This window comes from Methylomonas sp. HYX-M1, assembly GCF_040741385.1.
Lineage (GTDB): Bacteria > Pseudomonadota > Gammaproteobacteria > Methylococcales > Methylomonadaceae > Methylomonas > Methylomonas rhizoryzae.
In genome coordinates this window covers 2,897,831-2,916,004 of the sequence record NZ_CP160405.1, presented here as the reverse complement: position 1 = coordinate 2,916,004, position 18,174 = coordinate 2,897,831, and the positions used below count along the sequence as shown (strand labels likewise).

Here is an 18,174-nt window from a genome sequence, read left to right as displayed (position 1 = left end):
GGTAAGATTGATGGATACTATATCTGCACAAGAGGCTGTCGTTAGGGTTATCGTTTTTAGCGCAACCGTACCTAGCGGGTGGCGTAGCCTCGCCGCCGAGCCTGAATTTTGCACCCAAAAAAATTTTCGCTTTAACGGTGCGAATAAAATCAACTAGTTATGGGTAAGTGGTTTACGGATGGTAAAAATACCCAAAACAACCCGCAGCCTTCGTCGCAACCGGCTTCCCGTTTATTTATAATCAGTCCGCCGCCGCACAGGCGGCTTAGAAAACCTACCTCAGCTGGGGAATAGTGCACGGTGAGTCCGCCGCCGCACAGGCGGCTTAGAAAATCAAACGACGAGTCTACATAGAATGTTCTACGTCCGCCGCCGCACAGGCGGCTTAGAAAGACACAACGTCGCCAGCGGTCTTTGCTAAGTCGTCCGCCGCCGCACAGGCGGCTTAGAAAGTTGTCTGCCGGGTGATTGACGAATCCGCCTTGTCCGCCGCCGCACAGGCGGCTTAGAAAGTGATATGCTCACCTTCCCAGACATGCGGATAGTCCGCCGCCGCACAGGCGGCTTAGAAAAAAGGTCGCATTTTGATTTGCTGGGTTGATGAGTCCGCCGCCGCACAGGCGGCTTAGAAAAGCAAATCGAATTTCACGGTGTAGACGTCGAGGTCCGCCGCCGCACAGGCGGCTTAGAAATACATCGAGAGAGGACAACAAATGAACAACGAGTCCGCCGCCGCACAGGCGGCTTAGAAAAGCGGCCTGTCGTAAGGCTCCAGGTTGAACAAGTCCGCCGCCGCACAGGCGGCTTAGAAAAAGAACGAATGTTTAACGCTTTACAACATATTGTCCGCCGCCGCACAGGCGGCTTAGAAAACCTCCCGAAACTCACCACATCGCCGACCATAGTCCGCCGCCGCACAGGCGGCTTAGAAAGTCGACAGCGTTAGAGCGGAAATATTTAAAGCGTCCGCCGCCGCACAGGCGGCTTAGAAAGGCTGGAATCTGGTGGTCAACCACCGGTAATGGTCCGCCGCCGCACAGGCGGCTTAGAAAAGGTCGCGCAGGCGGCGCAGGGTTTGCAGCACGTCCGCCGCCGCACAGGCGGCTTAGAAATTGCACGCTGTTTAAATTAGCTATTTCGTCAAGTCCGCCGCCGCACAGGCGGCTTAGAAATTTTGAGCCTGACAAATTGTTAACAAGAGAAGGTCCGCCGCCGCACAGGCGGCTTAGAAAGCTGTTTTACGCCGAGATGGACAATTCCCAAGGTCCGCCGCCGCACAGGCGGCTTAGAAAGACGCGGTAGACCCGGCCACGGTGCAGGATTTGTCCGCCGCCGCACAGGCGGCTTAGAAAATTACCCGAGCAAACGTGGTTTGAAATGTTTCCGGCAAACTCCGCGCCGCTGGCTTTGTAACGAATGTGCGAGTCGTTTAGGGCAATCTCAAAAGATAACCTATGCTCTATCGTCGACAACCATCATCTTACGGAGACCGCTTTTATGACCATAACGACTTTCCATCAAGACCGCGATGCCGGCGTCGCCGGCGATTTTCAACACGCGTTGGAAGGCAAAGTGCTGCAGGGCCTTGGCTTGGCGATCGAGAATGCCGTTACCGCCCAAAGCCAACTTTATCTGGTAGGGCAGGCGGCGTTTACCCAAGCGATACAAATGCGACTGAGTCGCCCGGTAACATCGTCGCCAGCCGAGGTGTGCGACACTGCGGCAGCCACTAGCACCGACGAATTGGCGGCGCAGTTGCAGACCATCGCAAATGCGGGTCTGGGGGCGCTGGACAATTCGCTTGCCGCAGGCGATTCGGCCGAATCCGCGACTCGGCTGATGACGGCGTTCTCGGCAGCTTTAGCCATGCTGAACGAAGTCAACACTCAACAAATGTTAGGCTACGTGTTGGTGGTGTTGGCTGCCGGCATTGACATTGACAGCACGCTAGGTCCTGCCCAGGCGCGCACGATGGAAACGTTGCTGTCCAACAACCGTTTGATCCAATTCATCAGCGAATTAAAAGCCGCAGAAGGGGATGAGAACCGGCAAGGAGCGTAATCGAAGGCATGCGAATCTCCAAATGTGCGATTACTTAAGCTAATCGCACCAGGATTCAAGGCAAACGCTCACTGAACCGCGTTTCTCCTCCGATTGAAAGTGCCGAAGATAGTGTCCACGCACAACGATGTGGACAACCCGCTTGTTACGGCCGGGCAAAAATCACCCCGTGCCCGCCGGAAAACACCTGCTTAAAGTTCCAGCCGTTGCCGATCGGGTTGCCTGTCGCATCCCAGGACGACGACCCGTCGCGCAAGCCGAGATATTTATAGTAAAGCAAATCCCCGGCGTCGGTGACCGCAAAAATCGCCCCGTTGCCGCCGTAAAACACCTCGCGGAAATTCCAGCCCTCGCCAATCTTATTGCCGGCGACGCCCCAGGACGACGACCCATCGGCCATGCCGAGATACTGGTAATAAAATAACTCCCCGGACTGGTTGATCGCGAAAATCACCCCGGCATCAGCGGCAAACACCTGCTTGAAGTTCCAGCCGTCGCCGATTTTGTTACCGCTGGCGACGCCCCAGGACGACGACCCGTCCCGCATGCCGAGATACTGGTAGTAAAACAGTTCCCCGGCATGGTTGATCGCAAACAGAACCCCGTCACCGCCGGAAAACACCTGTTTAAAGTTCCAGCCGTCGCCGATTTTGTTAGCGCTGGCAGCGCCCCAGGACGACGATCCGTCCCGCATGCCGAGATACTGGTAGTAAAACAATTCCCCGGCATCGTTAACCGCAAAAAGCACCCCGTTACCGCCGGAAAACACCTGCTTGAAGTTCCAGCCGTTGCCGACTTTGATGCCGGTCTTGCCCCAGGACGCAGAACCGTCGCCGATCCCCAGGTACTGGTAATACAACAAATCGCCCGCCGTTTTTTCCGCTTGAACGGCATGCGGAATCAGAATCAGCCGATCCGAGACCTGCGGCTTGGGTGTCGGCGGCTTGGGTTTGGGCTTGGGCGGTGGAGGAGGCGGGGGCGGATTATTCTGCGGGCGTCCGGCGGGTAGCGGAACCGCCGAAGTTCCCACCTCGTAATCATCATCGTCCGCGACCGAAGAAAAACAGGTAAAGGTCATCACCAATAAAACCGCGACAAAACCATGCCAAGGTGTACGCTTTGACATAAGAGCTCCTTTGCATACATCGAAAGGACCACAAGCGGCGAAACACCCCTCGCGTATCGCGGCTTATGGGATCAGACGTAGGAGGCGGACACAAAACCATGGCGTCTACGCCGCTATAACTGTAGTCCGAGTAGCGCGGATCGGTGCGACTAAATCCAATCGTCGGCATGAAATCGATGGTACGTCCAAAACAAGGCGGCTTGCGGCAATCCGGATATTCGGCGATAGCCGTGCATCCTTGGACCACGCTATGACCAGTCGCCGCGCAGGTTGCTAAACGGCGCATTGACGAATTTAGCGCATTCTGTGCGGAAAAATCGCCCGGTTTAAACGCAAGCTAACAATCTCAACGCCTGGTTTGGTGCAACCTATACCGCAACGCCTCGTAGCCCGGTCGCGATGGCGGGCCTGTCAGTGGCCTAGGTCGACGATGGGCAAATAGTCTCCCATTTCGTTAGGCTGATCCCCCCGAGTCTCGGTGTCGCCAAGGCCGAGTGCTCCGTAGGCAGCCCAGGAGCCGAAACACTTGATGGTGGCGTCGTCGAGGAGGGCACAGCTATGACCTATGCCTGTTGAGATGGCCTTGGCCGTGCGCCCCGTGCCCAAATTAACAACGGGCAGTTGATTTCCCATGGTGTCCGGAGAGCCGCCGCGATTCATCGAATCACCCAGACCTGTAAGACTACCTGATCCCCAGCATTTCAGTTGATCGTTATCCAGAATGACGCAAGTTTCGTAGCCTCCTACACTGATTTGCTTTGCGGTCCGTCCCTTGCCCAAATTGACGTAAGGCAGTTTGTCGCCCATCTCGCCCGCATTCGTGCCGCGGTTGCGGGTGTCGCCGAGTCCCAATTGGCCTATGTCGTTATATCCCCAGCACTTGACTCGTCCGTTGTCCAAGATCGCACAGGCGCTATAACCGCCGGCAGCGATGGCTTTTGCGGTGCGTCCGCTGCCCAAATTGACCGGTGGCAAGTTATCGCCCATTTCCTCGGCATGCGAACCGCGGTTGGCCGTATCGCCGGTTCCCAAACAACCCGCCACGTTGGCACCCCAGCATTTGATGGTGTTATCGTCAAGCAGCGCGCAGGTGTGGGAGTTTCCGGCAGCAAGTGCTTGGACTGTTCTGCCATTCCCCAAATCGACGTAAGGAAGATGGTCGCCCATTTCGTTCGCTTCGTCGCCTCGCGCCACGATTTCTTCAATGCCCAGGCGGCCGTCATAATTCAAACCCCAGCATTTGACTTTTCGATTTTCCAATACCGCACAGGAATGAAATAGTCCAAGCGCCAACGACGTCGCGAAATGACCTTCGCCAAAATCCACGTGCGGCAAGAGTCCGCCCATTTCATTGGGATTGTCGCCGCGATCCTGTTGATCGCCTATGCCCAGCAAGCCGGCGTCGTTGCGCCCCCAGCATTTGGTTGTGTTGTCGTCCAGAATGGCGCAGGTATGGTAAACGTTGACCGCCAATGCCTTGGCCGTGCGCATCCCAATCGGCACAAAATCCGGAAGATTGTCGCCCATGTCGACGCGCGGCAAGTTATCGCCCATGTCTTCGGGTTTGCTGCCACGATTTTTGGTGTCGCCCAATCCGAGCTGGCCTCGTTCGTTGAAGCCCCAACACTTGATCGAGCCGTCGCTGAGCAGCGCGCAATTGTGTTGCCCTGCATGCACGCTTTGAGCGGCATAACGCGCGACACAATTGCCGTTTTGCAAGGTTTTTGGCGGTAGGCAATTGGCCAAGGTCACCGATACAACGGCACTGGCCGATGCGCTACGCTTATCGGTCACCGTTAATTTGAATCTCAGCACGACGGGCTTACGTTTCTTTAACGTGACAGGACTCAAGAATGTCGGGGTTGGGGTTGACGCGCTTTTTAGCCTGACTCTCGGTCCTTTGGTTTGCGTCCAGCGATACGTGAGCGAGGAACCCTCGGGGTCGTAACTAAGACTGCCGTCCAAGCTTACGAGAGTAGATAAGGTTACGGTTTGGCCGATACCGGCATTCGCTATGGGTTTTTGATTTTTTGCCGCCAGCGCGGGACAAGTCATCAGTGCCGCCACGATGATTAGCGCGCAATTCAGAATGCCGCGATCGATGCGGATTAGGTCTTGCAGCACGGCTTGCGCCACGTGGTTGTGCCGATGTCGTTCCAAGTTCATTCGCGACCCGGCCGAACCGTTCTCGGTTTGTTGAAACTGTTCAAGTCCATACTGACCTCCGTCCAGCGGTTTTGACTTTAAATAAGAAGACGAAACGTCTCAGTCTACTCGCCGCCATCCAACCGGCAAAGCCTCCGCTTCAGGCCGGCTCGGCAACCGTCCGGCATGTCTTGAGCAATCTTGCTGCGGTAGCCGTTCCCGGCGCGAGATGGTTGTTTTTGAGCGGTTCATTGCTGACCGTGCCCGGCAAGCAAATAACCGTGTTGCTCGGTGGCGAGCCTTAACATTCAAGCCCATCCAGCGACAGCCGTACGAGGTCGGCGCTTTGACCTAATCCACCGGATATCAGCCGAGCCACATGTCGGTCGATGCAGCGTTCCGATTTTTAGCGGTATGCCGAGCGTAACTCGGCATAGCGAATACCTCATTGATAAAAAAATCGATTGCCGGTTATCCAGCCGTACTCGTAGTTGCTGGTGCAATTGTAGGGCTGGCCGCGCTGAATGTCGCGGGGAATGAATTTGATGTGGCGCATGCCGGCAGGTTCGCTGACGCCGACGCTTTGAACGCCCTCCACCGGAATGTAGTTGCCGATAGGCGCGCCGTCGATTTCAATTTCAATTTCGGTCAGCGCGCCGTTGTTATAGATTTCCATGCTGAATTCCGTCAGCGGCGCGTTGGCCAGCACTTCGATCGGCCGCCCTTGCGGTTGCGGGAACGGTAGACCCAGATCCGGCGGACAGAACAAGGACAACGGCGCGTTACGGTTTACCAATGCATTCAGAAAATACTTCTGTTTGAGGCCGTCGACTCTGGGGGTTGTGGTCTTCACCCGGCCTTTGCTATCGACTGTCGTTGTCGTCACCTCCGGAAAGCCGACTGGCGCAAAGTCCAGGGTATTGATGCCGGCGATGGCGATGCCGGGGCAGTTGATGGGGCCGTTCAGATCCGCAAACGAGGTGCACTCCTTGCCCGGCCAGGCGACCAAGGCCTGGGCCAGCGAGGTTTTCAGTTTTGCGGAAGTGATGGTGACTATGCTGTAGGCCGGTGCCTCGGGAGCGGTGATGATTTCGGCGGCAAGAACCGAGCCGGAAAAGGTTAAGGCAATAGCGGCGATTAATTTCATGATTCATTCCTTGTTTGCTGAGTAACGATAAATAGCGCCCGGTTACTGGCGCTAACCCAGTGGGTGAATGTGCCGAATGCTGCCAAAGGTTCAATGTTGTTCGCCGGGGAGTGTTTTTTATCACTGTTCCGCTTCCCCGGTTCGAAGCTAACGTTCATGAAAAAGCGGCATCACCCCAGCAAATAAAAGTTTTTCTGTGGGAGCGACGCCCCCGTCGCGAGGAGGGCGTCGCTCCCACCATGACTTTCAGAGTAACAGTGGAGTTGGTAACGGCACTCCAATGACGGAACCGGCGTTGCCGTGGCCGGCCAAGGTTTTGAGCGGAACTGGCTTGGGCGCATTCGTCAACCGCAGTGCTGCCTCCATTAAAGAATCGGGCCTTGTTTGTGTAAGCTAAAATCGGATTTGCGGGAAGAACGGTGGATTGGATCGAACACCAACTCGATCCGGCCGCTGATAACCTGCGTAATCTGGCGGTCGAGCAGTCCGGCGGCATTGGTTGCACGACACCGGACTCACGCTGCAGCAAGCCGCCGAGGCTTTGGGGATTTCGCGCCGGATGCTGATTTATTTCCGCGACGGCGAAAAACCGATTCCCTGCGCGATCTGGCTGGCCTGCCTGGGCTGGGAAGCCGTGCGCCCCACCGGCGTCAACTTTGCCGCAACATATTCTTTCGGCCAAGGAATACGCGGCGTTGCACGCTTGAGTAAGTCGAAAAAATTGGGCCGGTAAGTTGTATAAGTCGAATAGGTTTTGCTATTCGAATGCGAAGATAAGATGGTGCCGACGCAAGTAGGCGCATCATTTGCGACTGTTGCGCCTCACGTTGTTCAGCGCATCCTATGGCCCTAGGCAGTCGCCGTAAATTGGTATCGGAAGGCGGCAAATCAGGGCGATACCAGCGCTCGAAGCAGTCTGGCGTTCATGCGCCCCGGCCCCGACCCTTACATCCTCGCAAATTTTGTGAGAGTTCGGAGAGCCATACCACAGCCAAGACCCGAAATCCGACCGAGCCGTTATTCGGTCAGCTCGTCTGCTGTCGCTGCCTTGGCTTTCCAAATCACGATCTATCCCGACCATCCCTGATGTCCACTACCGGCCGCCGGTATGGCCCGCCAAGTTGACAAATGATCGGTATTGACTTCGTCTCGCTCGATCCACGCACCGCATTGCCCCGTGCTGCTATAATCCACGAGTCCGGTTGTCTTGCCGATGCGGCTGCCATTGCTGGTAGGATGGATAACAGGGCTCAAGAGCACACCTATGATATTGGGAACAGCGATGTTAATGGTGCTTGAATAGGTGTCGTGAATATCTAACGTTCCACTGCACTCGATATACTGGATGTTCAGGGTGCTTGTGTATGAAACATTCAGCTTCCCATTCTTACAGATGAGCCTTCCGATAGTGACATTTGCAGTGTGGTCGACAGAGATAACTGCGTTCTCCTCGCATTGTAGTTCACTCACATACAAGGTCGCCGATTCCGAGCAGGAAACGTCAGCATTCTTGCAAGTAACTGGGTTGTCGACACTCTCCGTTCTGCCTAACTCCGTACGCTTCTGGTAATCGGTAGCCATCATTTCTCTCCGCTCAATAATTAATAAGTTGGAAGCCAGATAGGCGCGAGGTGCATCAGAAACCCGCTCGTCCCTGTCGCACGTCAGCGCCGTATTATTGACGGAACGCGCTTTGCACCGCAATGGCCTGCTCGCAGATCACTGCCCACCCTGTCCATTCGACGCGGTTTCTCCGCCAAACCGGGGACCGCCAACGAGCATGCGGGGTGGTTCCACAAGACCGCAAGATGGATTCGCAATAGCAATCCGCCAACACAGGTGTTTTGCTATCGCGAAAACAGCCTACGGCCATATGAGCGCCATGTTAGGCCGGAAGCCGATACAAGTCCGCCATTTGTAGGCCCGTTAAAAGAAGTCCTATCAGCGCATAGAAGCCAATAACCTTTAAGGCAAACACCAATATAACAACAATACCTTTAGCAACCCCTCTGGTTATAAAAATGTAGATTGGGACGAATACGATGGGCAGCCCCACGACCCCAACTTTGAACAGAGGACTAAGTAACTTGCCGACAGATTTACTGTCATAGTGCACCCACAAAAAAATTAAAAAAGAGCCAATTAGCGTGGCCGAGATGTTGAGGGCGTCGCGAAGATGCTCCATTTCGTGGCCAGCTACACCTACCACGACGACTAATGACAAATAAATCCAGAAGAGTCTGGCGACAGTTTTTACTTTGTCGATATCCTTCATATTTTCTAGGCCTAATGAGTGATTAGAGAATTTCATCTATCTACCATAAAAGATGAGTTGCTCAAATAAGCTTGTAGTCACAACGATTTATTTTTTCCGTATATCATCCTTTCTTTGTCGGCCCGATGGAATTTGTTGAAAGGCTGGTTTTCCAGAACAATCGATCCTGGCGAAAGAGTTTCGAAAAGCCGGCAAAAACGCCGGGAACGCGGCATATGGCAACGCCGATTTTGGGCACATTTAATGACAGACCAAGACGACTTTAATCGGCATTTCGATTATATTCATTGGAATCCGGTAAAGCATGGCTTAGTAACAAGGGTTGTGGATTGGCCGTATTCGAGTTTTCACCGATATGTCGAACAAGGCGTTTATTCGAAGAATTGGGGGAGCAACGAGCGGTTTGAGCTTGAAGGTGTCGAATAACTCGATAAGCGCCGCACAAATAGGATGTGCCGACGTTAGGAGGCGCATCGGTCGCGGACGATGCGCTTCACGTTGTTCAGCGCATCCTATTTAGCGCACGTTATCGCGTTGGATGAAAATGGAATGCGCGTATTATCCAAGAATATATCTTATAAATCAATATGATATATTCTTGTGCGCCTTGTTAAGTCACGGATTCAGGTAGATATTTCAGCAAAAAAATGACAGTAAGAATAATTTCAAATACGAACAATATAGCCATGACTGGAAAAACAAATTTTAAAGTAAAAATTAGCTTCGGTGATATATTATTAAATTTGTGATAGTATTTGCTATTTACATCAAATAGCTGTTTAAAGGCAAATATTACTCCCCATAAAAGCCAAGAAAAGAAGATAAACGCCAGTAAAGAAAACAATACTTCAATAGTCATTAATTACCTCCTTTTTCACTATATGTACTTGTGGGGTTTTGCGAATTTATGGTATCAATCGTATCCCCCATATATCAATAGCAACGCGATAAGATGCGCCATATAGGATGTGCCGACGTTAGGAGGCGCATCGGTCGCGGACGATGCGCTTCACGTTGTTCAGCACATCCTATTTAGCGCACGTTATCGCGTTTGATTGCAAGAGCTCTCAGCTCCGATCAGCGAAAGCGTTATCGGAGGTATGGAGTCGAAACATTCGTACGATTACGCAGAGCTAATCGTACCTACGCGGGCTGGGTTAAATGCAATGAAACCCAGCGACTTGGCTTCAATGCTGGGTATCGCTTTTGCTCAACCCAGCCTACGAGCTTTGGTTCAGCGCATTCTACGGGCTAAAGGCTGACTTCGCGGCTCAGTGCCTCGGTGGCCCACTGGTTCAAACTCTTGCCGACCGATTGAGCCTTGACCAAAGCGGCAGCGTGCAATTCCGGCGACACTCTGAGCAACAGCTTGCCGCTGGCGGGCTTTTCGGGCTTTTTGCCAATCGCCGCGCAGGTTTCAAGATAATCGGTCACGGCCTCTTCAAACGCCGCACGTAATTCGGCCACGCTATCGGCGTGAAAAGCAATCACGTCGCGAATGCCCAGTAAACGGCCGACAAACAGATTGTCTCGATCGTCGAAATCGATACGGGCGGTATAGCCTTGATAGGTCATGGTATTCATGGTTTAACTCCAATCACGGTTAAAAAGTCGCGGGCTTGCTCAACCTGGTACGGCTTCGCTTCTTTAGACGGGTGAGGACGATGGAAGGTCGCCACCACGCCATTGTATGCAAACCTCACCCGCGATCCGCGCCCTTCAATCACTTGGCAGCCGATTGCAATAAAAAGCGCTTCGACTTTAGCCCATTCCAGTGTGGATGACGTCGGTTTGGCGAAAATAGCCTGCAAGGTTTTGCTATGTTTTGAATTCATTTGATGATGCTATCAAAATATGATAGCGCAAACAAGCCATTGCTACCCGCTCGCTCGTCGCTAGTTCGTGATTCGCTAGGGTACAGATCACATCTGTCGCGAACGATGCGCTTCACGTTGTTCAGCACATCCTATGGACTACACCGACGCCGGATGTTCGCGTAGCCACTCTTTCAGCGCGTCATCCATGCGCGTTTGCCAACCCTTTCCAGTAGCCTTGAAGGCTTCGACGACTTCCGGGCTGTATCGCACAGTCAGTAACACTTTTGGGCGTTCTGCCTTTGGCCTGCCTGCACGAATGAGCTTTTCGCCTTCATACAGATCAGCATGCTCGAAAAACTCATCGGTCAGTTCCGGTATTTCTTCATACTCCTCGGCGGTAATGTCATGCGCATCAACCTTGCTCAAGTCGCTGCCGATATTTGTTGATTTCGCGTTCATTGGCTTTCCTCATCGTAAAAACATGGCGGCATTCGCCGCGTTGAACCCAGCCAACCACTATCGTTCGCCCTTGCAAAAAGCCGACGGTGATTTGACGGATTTCCCCGTAATCCTTGCGATCATCCGTCATGGTAAAGTGCCGATCGGCAAACACATACGCGGCATCCATGAAATCCAGCCCTCTATCTTCAAGAGTTTTGGCTCGCTTAACAGGGTCGCAAGTAATCTTCATGGATATTATTGTAGTTACAGAAACACAGCGGAGCAATTTGTTTTTGTAACTACATTTGGCTCCCAGTCAACGCGATAAGATGCGCCATATAGGATGTGCCGACGTCAGGAGGCGCATCGGTCGCGAACGATGCGCTTCACGTTGTTCAGCACATCCTATGGCTGCTTCTGGCATCAGCACGCCGGCTGTAAAGGCGGTCATCTGCCCAAGTCCAACCAGGAATACTGGCTGCCTAAATTAAACCGCAATATCGAGCGGGATAAAAAAGTGAAGGCCGGATTGACTGAAATGGGCTGGGAGGTGCTGGTGGTTTGGGAATGCGAGGTAAAGGATCAGGACGCTTTATTGGCCAGGATAAATAATTTTCTTTTGGCGGACATAGCCAAATAGGATGTGCCGGCGTCAGAATGCCCATCGTTTGGATATAAAATCCCGCCATGACCGACTACCGCCGATTTTATATTTCGAAATCCACCTGGTTTTTTACCGTCAATCTTGCCGAGCGGAAAAACAATCAGTTGTTAGTCGAAAAGACGTGCGAATTACGCGATGCCTTTCGATATGTAAAGCGGCAAAAGCCCTTTCGAATAGAGGCGATAGTCGTCTTGCCCGATCACTTACATTGCATTTGGACATTACCGCAGGGCGATGGCGATTATTCAACCCGATGGAATTTGTTGAAAGGCCGGTTTTCCAGAACAATCGATCCTGGCGAAAGAGTTTCGAAAAGCCGGCAAAAACGCCGGGAACGCGGCATATGGCAACGCCGATTTTGGGCGCATTTAATGACAGACCAAGACGACTTTAATCGGCATTTCGATTATATTCATTGGAATCCGGTAAATCATGGCTTAGTCACAAGGGTTGTGGATTGGCCGTATTCGAGTTTTCACCGATATGTCGAACAAGGCGTTTATTCAAAGAATTGGGAGAGCAACGAGCGGTTTGAGCTTGAAGGTGTCGAATAACTCGATAAGCGCCGCACAAATAGGATGTGCCGACGTTTGGAGGCGCATCGGTCGCGAACGATGCGCTTCACGTTGTTCAGCACATCCTATTTAGCGCACGTTATCGCGTTACGGAGGAAACGCCCCGTGCGGACCCGCATGCGGGGTGTTGTGGAGGCTGGGGGAGAAAATCCCCCGGCTATCCGATTAAGCTAAATCTAGCAAATTAATCTTAATTGGATGATTTAGCCTTTCTTTGTCGTGCTAGTAGCTGCCAAAGCGTTACAACCAACACCCTTAGCCAACGCACAATATGTGCAAGTACGGCTAGCCAAAACATCGAGCCGAAAACCAAGCCGACCGCAAACCCGTCAGGACCATCGGCGCCCTGCATTGCCAACATCGAAGTTGCGAATAGGACTAATAGAAAAACTATGATGCCGGCTACATATTTGCACCAAGGACGAATCGTAGCTGTATAGATTCCAAAAGCGAGCAACGCAATGATGTATGCGACACCCAGGATCATGAGGAGCTTTTCTGTCATTACTACGATGCCCGAAGAGATTTAGCCTAACGCCAAGCTCACCCGACCAAAAACCGCGTAGCGGTTTTTGGTCGGGTGGAGCGACGTGTGTACGCCCAGCATGGGCATGAACTTATGGGGTGCAAGCCCGCGTAGGTCCGAATAGCGAGCGTATTCGGACGCATGTGATTAGAACACCGCCTGACCAGCACCAGAGCCGGAGGCAAATCCTGATCCACTAATAAGCCTCGGCCGGTATCGCATGTTAGCTCTATGTTTCCCATGGGTTGATAACCGACACGCCAGCTGCTTTATAGGGCGTGGTGTCGCGTGATGCCACCACGAAACCGCGTGAAGCTGCAATTGCAGCGATATAGCCGTCAGGCGTTGGAAATCCTTGTCCGCCGGTCCTGGCTGTGATGGCAAGCTCGGCATATTGCCTTGCGGCGTCGGTATCGAAAGGCAGCACCCGATCCCCGAATAGTTGCAATAAACCCTCCAAGATTTTTGTCAGCATGTCTTTGCGTTTACCCGTAGGCAGCGCGGCGATGCCAAACAGTAGTTCGGCCAGTGTGATGGCGGGTAGGTACAGTGTTTCCGCAACTTGTTCATTCAGCCAAGCCAGCACCGCCGGGTGTGGTTCGGGCCTCATCGCTTCCGAAATGACGTTGGTATCGAGGACGATCAATCAAACCTCACAGGGTCGGCTGGTGCCTTGTCTTCTATCTGTTCGAATACCTCGACATCCTCGTCGGTTAAACCGATCTGACGACCCAATGCCATCAGCGCTTCTCCCATACGAATACGTTCTTCAGGCTTGACGCTCATCGTCAATATCTCGCGAACCTCGGCTTCCGTGCTGCGCCCATGTTGAGCGGCGCGTACCCGTAATGCTCGGTGCACGTCGTCGGGCAGATTACGTACTGTCAGCATTGCCATGAAATCACCTCGCTATAATGCATGTTGTGCATTCATTATAAGGAATTGAAGGCACACCAACAACGCCAACAATTACGTGCAGCAAACTGTCATTGCCAATGTCCGGGGCAAATTCACCAGGCAAGCCTGCGACGCCGAGGGCGGCAACCGCGTCACCCAGACCGTCTACAACGGCGACGACAGGGAAGACCGGAGTCAGGTTGAGCATTCGAGCAACTTATTCAACCCAATAAAGCCCGCACCCCACATAGGTTGCGAGCCGGCGGCGAGGCGTAACGGTCGCGAACGATGCGCCTAACGGCGGCATCCTATTGAGTGCGCAGGCAAATACAGAATAACCCAAGAACGCAGATAGTCTATCACTGCGGCCAAAACACCTGAACCCACTGTTTGTAAAGGGCGAAATGATTGTCCGCGGACAACAGAATCAAATTTTTCTGGTAAGCACTTGCCAACAGCAACCGATCAAACGGATCACGATGTTGTTCGAATAGCGGAATTTTGTGATAGCCAAACAGACGGGCGTTTTGGATGGGCAAGAACCGAAAACCGGCACGTAGCGATTGACGATAAATCGCCTCTAACTCAGCGGTAAAGTCGGGCAGTTTGCCGATTTTTTGTTTAATCGCAATCTCGAACAAACTGATTTGACTGAAAATGACATCGTATTCTTGTCCGTGCAAGTTACGAAAGCATCGCTAAAAAATCATCTTGAATCAGCCGGACGGTTGTTTTGAAAACCGCCGTTGAACATATCACGCCAAACCTTTGCCAGGGATGCCATGACGAGCGCTGTTACAGACAGTGGCACCTAAAGCCGCGCTTATCCGCCTCACAACCACCTCGCTTCCCGTTTCAAGCGCTCGGCAATCAAATCGATGAAGCTTCTGACCTTGGTGGAGGCGTAGCGGCCTTCGCGGTAACCGCCCCAGGGTAATACATCCGGTTTCTCTAACTAACCCGGCGCACTGTGCAAAGAAGCCGGAACAAACCCTTCGTTCGACAACGCCAATATCACGCCGCGTATCAAAAAACTGCTGCTGAAGCCTATCGTGTATAGTCTCGCGCCGGGTTTGAGGGGTTGCAGCATTTGGCGTTCGACCAGCTTTTTGATTTGATAGGTGCGTTGCATGCCGGTCATGTTGGGCATGGCGCTTTCAAAATCCGCGGCTTTGGCTGTTCCGGCTTTTGCCGCGATGTGCAGAATCTTTTCTTCCTGCGCCGTGATCAATTCCCGCTCGCGGGCGTAAGCTAATGCCGGGGCCAGGATTTTGGCGCCCAAATAGCCGAAGTCGGCCAATTGGTCTAGTTTGCGCAATTCGTCCAAAATGCCTTGCAGTACGTAGACGCACCAGCTTTCCAAACCCTCGACTGTGCCTTTATCGGCTTGTGCGAGCATGGCGTAATAGCGGTCGCGGTCGTTGCAAAATACGGCGGTCGGGTTTAGTACCCGGCCGCCGGTATTGACGTTAAATCCGTATTTGATCAGCAGCGCATAGGTTAACAATCGGACGACGCGGCCGTTGCCGTTACCGAACGGGTGTATCCAGCCAAAGCGATGATGAGCTAAGGCGAGTTTAATCAAGTCGTATTTTTTGGGATCGCCCGCGTTGATAAAAGTCACTAGCTCCGCCATGTAACCGGGCACCAACAGTGCTTCGGGCGGTAAATGTTCCGCCTGTGCGATTTGTACCGGCCGTTGCCGATACGCGCCGGGCGTGGCGTCGCCTTCGCGTTCCAGGCTATCGACCGTCATCGCGTGCAGTTCGCGGATCAAGTATTCGGTCAGTTCCTTGCCGGGATCAAAGTGTTCTTCGATGAAGTCCATCGCGGTTTCGAGGTTGACCATTTCGCGCAACTGGTCGCTCGGCGGTTGCGGGCCGCCGCCCAGCTTGCTCTCCACGTAATCGGCCAGGGTTGTGTGATTGCCCTCGATCCGTGCCGAGCCCAAACTTTCCAGCATGTGGAAAATTCGTTTCAGTTGAAAAAACACCTGTGGTGGCGTGGTGCCGCTCAATTGCAAACGCCGCAGGTATTCGAGCTCCGTCAACACGTCCACCAACGGCGAATCGAACGCCGGATTGAGCAGAGCCAAATCGTAGTGGTTAAATGCGGGCATGGTATCGGTTTTCTTGAAGTGACGTTTCTTATATCTTTAATATCGTTTGTATTGACAAACAATATCAAAAAGTTACGGTTACGTCGCTGACATATTATCTTGAATCAGCCGAAATATTATCTTGAAAACCGGTTAGGCGGATACATCAATACTTGGCATCAGTCCGGCGTGGAATTGCGTTTGTACTGAAGCTGGTGGCGATTGCGGCTTGCAGAAAACCCTAACACTCAGTAAGTTTTCAATTCTTGCAACCTTATCGAGAACGACGATGGCAGTCAGGCGACGCATGGAAATCAGTCAGACGGCGATTACCGGGGTTATTCCGGAGAAAAAGCCGCAACCGGCCCCGCGCCAACCCGCGCACAAAGAGTTCAAAATCGAATCGCGCTATCAACCGGCCGGCGATCAGCCGACCGCTATCGCCCGGTTGGTGGAAGGTATCCACGACGGCGAGGTGCATCAAACCTTGCTCGGAGTCACCGGTTCGGGCAAAACCTTCACTATCGCCAACGTGATTGAACGCACCCAGCGGCCGGCCATGATACTGGCGCCCAACAAAACGCTGGCGGCGCAGCTGTACGGAGAGATGAAGGAGTTTTTTCCGGAGAACAGCGTCGAGTATTTCGTCTCGTATTACGACTATTACCAGCCGGAGGCTTACATTCCGTCCTCCGATACCTTTATCGACAAAGACGCTTCGCTAAACGAACACATCGAGCAAATGCGTTTGTCGGCTACCAAAGCCTTGCTGGAACGGCGGGATACCGTGGTGGTGGCGACCGTGTCGGCGATTTACGGCTTGGGCGAGCCGGAGTCTTATTTTCGGATGGTGCTGCATTTGGTGCGCGGCGATTTGATCAAGCAGCGCGACATCCTGCGCCGTTTGACCGAGATGCAATATACCCGCAACGACACCGAATTGCGGCGCGGCACCTACAGGGTGCGCGGCGAGGTGATCGACGTGTTTCCGGCGGAATCGGAAGAACAGGCGGTGCGGATAGAGTTGTTCGACGACGAAGTGGAGCGGCTGTCCATGTTCGACCCTTTGACCGGCGAAGTCACGCAGCGCATGGCCCGCTATACGATTTATCCGAAAAGCCATTATGTGACGCCGCGCGATCAATTGCTGGAAGCGGTGGAAAAAATCAAGCTGGAACTGGCCGAACGCTTGGAGTATTTGCGCGATAACAATAAATTGGTCGAAGCCCAGCGGCTGGAGCAGCGCACGCTGTTCGACATCGAAATGATTTTGGAGGTCGGCTATTGCTCCGGCATAGAAAATTACTCGAGGCATTTGTCCAGCCGCGGTCCGGGCGAATCGCCGCCGACCATGTTCGATTATTTGCCCAAGGATGCGTTGGTGATCATCGACGAAAGCCACGTGACCGTGCCGCAAATCGGCGCGATGTACAAGGGCGACCGCTCGCGTAAGGAAACCTTGGTGGAATACGGCTTTCGCCTGCCGTCGGCCTTGGATAACCGGCCGTTGCGCTTCGAGGAGTTCGAACTGATTTGCGGTCAGCGCATTTACGTGTCGGCGACGCCGGGGGCTTACGAAAAGCAGCATGCCGGCGCAGTGATCGAGCAGGTGGTGCGGCCGACCGGCTTGGTGGACCCGCAGGTGCAAGTGCGTCCGGCAAGCACGCAGGTGGAAGATTTATTGTCGGAAATCACCAAGCGGGTCGCCGTTCAAGAGCGGGTGTTGGTGACCACCTTGACCAAGCGCATGTCCGAGGATTTGACCGATTACTTGATGGAACACGGCGTTAAAGTGCGCTATCTGCATTCGGATATCGAGACCGTGGAACGGGTGGAGATCATCCGCGATTTGCGCCTGGGCGTATTCGACGTGTTAGTCGGGATCAATCTGTTGCGCGAAGGGTTGGACATACCGGAAGTATCGCTGGTAGCGATATTGGATGCGGACAAGGAAGGCTTTCTGCGTTCTTTGACCTCGTTGATTCAAACCATAGGCCGGGCCGCTCGCAACGTCAACGGCACGGTGATTTTGTACGGCGATAAGATCACTCATTCCATGCAGCAAGCCATAGAGGAAACCGAACGGCGGCGCGACAAGCAAATTCGCTTTAATTTGGAGCACAACATTCAACCGAAAACGATATTCAAATCGGTTAAGGACATCTTGGAATTGTCTATCCCCGGTGCCGGTGGGAGCTCTATTGCCGGTACGCGGGCTAAAGTGGCCGAACCCGCGGCCCAATACAAGGCGATGAAGCCCAAGCAGGCAGCGAAATTGCTGAAACAATTGGAAGAACAGATGTATCAGCACGCCAAAAATCTGGAATTCGAGGACGCGGCGCGCATTCGCGATCAAATTAAATTACTGCAGGCGGAAATGGTGGTTTAGCCGAGCCGGGTCG

20 protein-coding genes and 1 CRISPR repeat array are annotated in these 18,174 nt (G+C 53.2%); of the genes, 5 read left to right on the top strand and 15 right to left on the bottom strand.

Annotation, left to right across the window (positions count from 1 at the left end):
* Nucleotides 1-244: 244 nt before the first annotated feature.
* Nucleotides 245-1,352: a CRISPR direct-repeat array (repeat unit 28 nt; unit sequence GTCCGCCGCCGCACAGGCGGCTTAGAAA).
* Nucleotides 1,353-1,497: 145 nt separating this feature from the next.
* Nucleotides 1,498-2,061, top strand: a complete 564-nt coding sequence (locus AB0A83_RS13160) for a RebB family R body protein (RefSeq protein ID WP_190303135.1) — start codon at nucleotides 1,498-1,500, stop codon at nucleotides 2,059-2,061.
* Nucleotides 2,062-2,206: 145 nt separating this feature from the next.
* Here AB0A83_RS13160 and AB0A83_RS13155 read toward each other — a convergent pair whose 3' ends face one another.
* The 3 genes from AB0A83_RS13155 to AB0A83_RS13145 form a co-directional block, all read right to left on the bottom strand.
* Nucleotides 2,207-3,187 (bottom strand): tachylectin-related carbohydrate-binding protein, encoded by a 981-nt coding sequence (locus tag AB0A83_RS13155; protein ID WP_150049121.1) that lies wholly within the window; start codon nucleotides 3,185-3,187, stop codon nucleotides 2,207-2,209.
* A 411-nt stretch (nucleotides 3,188-3,598) separates the two neighbouring features.
* Nucleotides 3,599-5,353, bottom strand: a complete 1,755-nt coding sequence (locus AB0A83_RS13150; protein ID WP_367154414.1) for a hypothetical protein — start codon at nucleotides 5,351-5,353, stop codon at nucleotides 3,599-3,601.
* Between the two features lie 424 nt (nucleotides 5,354-5,777).
* Nucleotides 5,778-6,479, bottom strand: coding sequence for a hypothetical protein (locus tag AB0A83_RS13145; RefSeq protein WP_150049117.1), 702 nt, complete (start codon nucleotides 6,477-6,479; stop codon nucleotides 5,778-5,780).
* Between the two features lie 499 nt (nucleotides 6,480-6,978).
* On the opposite strand from AB0A83_RS13145, the gene AB0A83_RS13140 reads away from it, so the two are divergent.
* Entirely contained in the window at nucleotides 6,979-7,212 is a 234-nt protein-coding gene (locus AB0A83_RS13140; RefSeq protein WP_150049115.1) for a hypothetical protein, read from the top strand.
* Between the two features lie 335 nt (nucleotides 7,213-7,547).
* On the opposite strand, the gene AB0A83_RS13135 is transcribed toward AB0A83_RS13140, so the two are convergent.
* The 7 genes from AB0A83_RS13135 to AB0A83_RS13105 form a co-directional block, all read right to left on the bottom strand.
* The gene (locus AB0A83_RS13135) at nucleotides 7,548-8,060 is read right to left on the bottom strand and encodes a hypothetical protein (protein ID WP_150049113.1); all 513 of its coding nucleotides are present in this window, start codon (nucleotides 8,058-8,060) and stop codon (nucleotides 7,548-7,550) included.
* Nucleotides 8,061-8,364: 304 nt separating this feature from the next.
* Complete coding sequence (locus tag AB0A83_RS13130; protein WP_367154413.1) at nucleotides 8,365-8,754, bottom strand: hypothetical protein; 390 nt, start codon at nucleotides 8,752-8,754, stop codon at nucleotides 8,365-8,367.
* Nucleotides 8,755-9,364: 610 nt separating this feature from the next.
* Nucleotides 9,365-9,613, bottom strand: a complete 249-nt coding sequence (locus tag AB0A83_RS13125; protein ID WP_150049108.1) for a hypothetical protein — start codon at nucleotides 9,611-9,613, stop codon at nucleotides 9,365-9,367.
* A 392-nt stretch (nucleotides 9,614-10,005) separates the two neighbouring features.
* Nucleotides 10,006-10,338: a type II toxin-antitoxin system HicB family antitoxin gene (locus tag AB0A83_RS13120; RefSeq protein WP_150049105.1), complete on the bottom strand. Its 333-nt coding sequence runs from the start codon at nucleotides 10,336-10,338 to the stop codon at nucleotides 10,006-10,008.
* Nucleotides 10,335-10,589, bottom strand: coding sequence for a type II toxin-antitoxin system HicA family toxin (locus AB0A83_RS13115; protein WP_150049103.1), 255 nt, complete (start codon nucleotides 10,587-10,589; stop codon nucleotides 10,335-10,337). Before AB0A83_RS13115 ends, AB0A83_RS13120 begins: the two co-directional genes overlap by 4 nt.
* Before the next feature lie 138 nt (nucleotides 10,590-10,727).
* Nucleotides 10,728-11,030 carry a BrnA antitoxin family protein gene (locus AB0A83_RS13110; RefSeq protein WP_150049101.1) on the bottom strand — a complete coding sequence of 101 codons (303 nt, stop codon included), beginning with the start codon at nucleotides 11,028-11,030 and terminating at the stop codon, nucleotides 10,728-10,730.
* Nucleotides 10,984-11,262, bottom strand: coding sequence for a BrnT family toxin (locus tag AB0A83_RS13105; RefSeq protein ID WP_150049099.1), 279 nt, complete (start codon nucleotides 11,260-11,262; stop codon nucleotides 10,984-10,986). Before AB0A83_RS13105 ends, AB0A83_RS13110 begins: the two co-directional genes overlap by 47 nt.
* A 129-nt stretch (nucleotides 11,263-11,391) precedes the next feature.
* Between AB0A83_RS13105 and AB0A83_RS13100 the strand changes: the two genes are divergently transcribed.
* Entirely contained in the window at nucleotides 11,392-11,652 is a 261-nt protein-coding gene (locus AB0A83_RS13100) for a hypothetical protein (protein ID WP_150049097.1), read from the top strand.
* Between the two features lie 47 nt (nucleotides 11,653-11,699).
* Nucleotides 11,700-12,230, top strand: a complete 531-nt coding sequence (locus tag AB0A83_RS13095) for a transposase (protein WP_367154412.1) — start codon at nucleotides 11,700-11,702, stop codon at nucleotides 12,228-12,230.
* A 211-nt stretch (nucleotides 12,231-12,441) separates the two neighbouring features.
* Here AB0A83_RS13095 and AB0A83_RS13090 read toward each other — a convergent pair whose 3' ends face one another.
* The 5 genes from AB0A83_RS13090 to AB0A83_RS13070 all read right to left on the bottom strand — a co-directional run bounded on the left by AB0A83_RS13090 (nucleotide 12,442) and on the right by AB0A83_RS13070 (nucleotide 15,793).
* Nucleotides 12,442-12,756 (bottom strand): hypothetical protein, encoded by a 315-nt coding sequence (locus tag AB0A83_RS13090; RefSeq protein ID WP_367154411.1) that lies wholly within the window; start codon nucleotides 12,754-12,756, stop codon nucleotides 12,442-12,444.
* Between the two features lie 250 nt (nucleotides 12,757-13,006).
* Entirely contained in the window at nucleotides 13,007-13,423 is a 417-nt protein-coding gene (locus tag AB0A83_RS13085; protein WP_367154410.1) for a type II toxin-antitoxin system VapC family toxin, read from the bottom strand.
* A complete protein-coding gene (locus tag AB0A83_RS13080; protein WP_367154409.1) occupies nucleotides 13,420-13,674 on the bottom strand; it encodes a plasmid stabilization protein in 255 nt (84 codons plus the stop codon). The genes AB0A83_RS13085 and AB0A83_RS13080 overlap by 4 nt, the downstream gene beginning before the upstream one ends.
* A gap of 359 nt (nucleotides 13,675-14,033) precedes the next feature.
* Nucleotides 14,034-14,357: a type II toxin-antitoxin system VapC family toxin gene (locus AB0A83_RS13075; protein ID WP_150049085.1), complete on the bottom strand. Its 324-nt coding sequence runs from the start codon at nucleotides 14,355-14,357 to the stop codon at nucleotides 14,034-14,036.
* 272 nt (nucleotides 14,358-14,629) lie between these two features.
* On the bottom strand, nucleotides 14,630-15,793 hold the full coding sequence (locus AB0A83_RS13070; RefSeq protein ID WP_367154407.1) for a Fic family protein: 1,164 nt from the start codon (nucleotides 15,791-15,793) through the stop codon (nucleotides 14,630-14,632).
* A 268-nt stretch (nucleotides 15,794-16,061) separates the two neighbouring features.
* Here AB0A83_RS13070 and uvrB point away from each other — a divergent pair, with 268 nt between their 5' ends.
* On the top strand, nucleotides 16,062-18,161 hold the full coding sequence (gene uvrB / locus AB0A83_RS13065) for an excinuclease ABC subunit UvrB (RefSeq protein WP_150049081.1): 2,100 nt from the start codon (nucleotides 16,062-16,064) through the stop codon (nucleotides 18,159-18,161).
* Nucleotides 18,162-18,174: the final 13 nt, after the last annotated feature.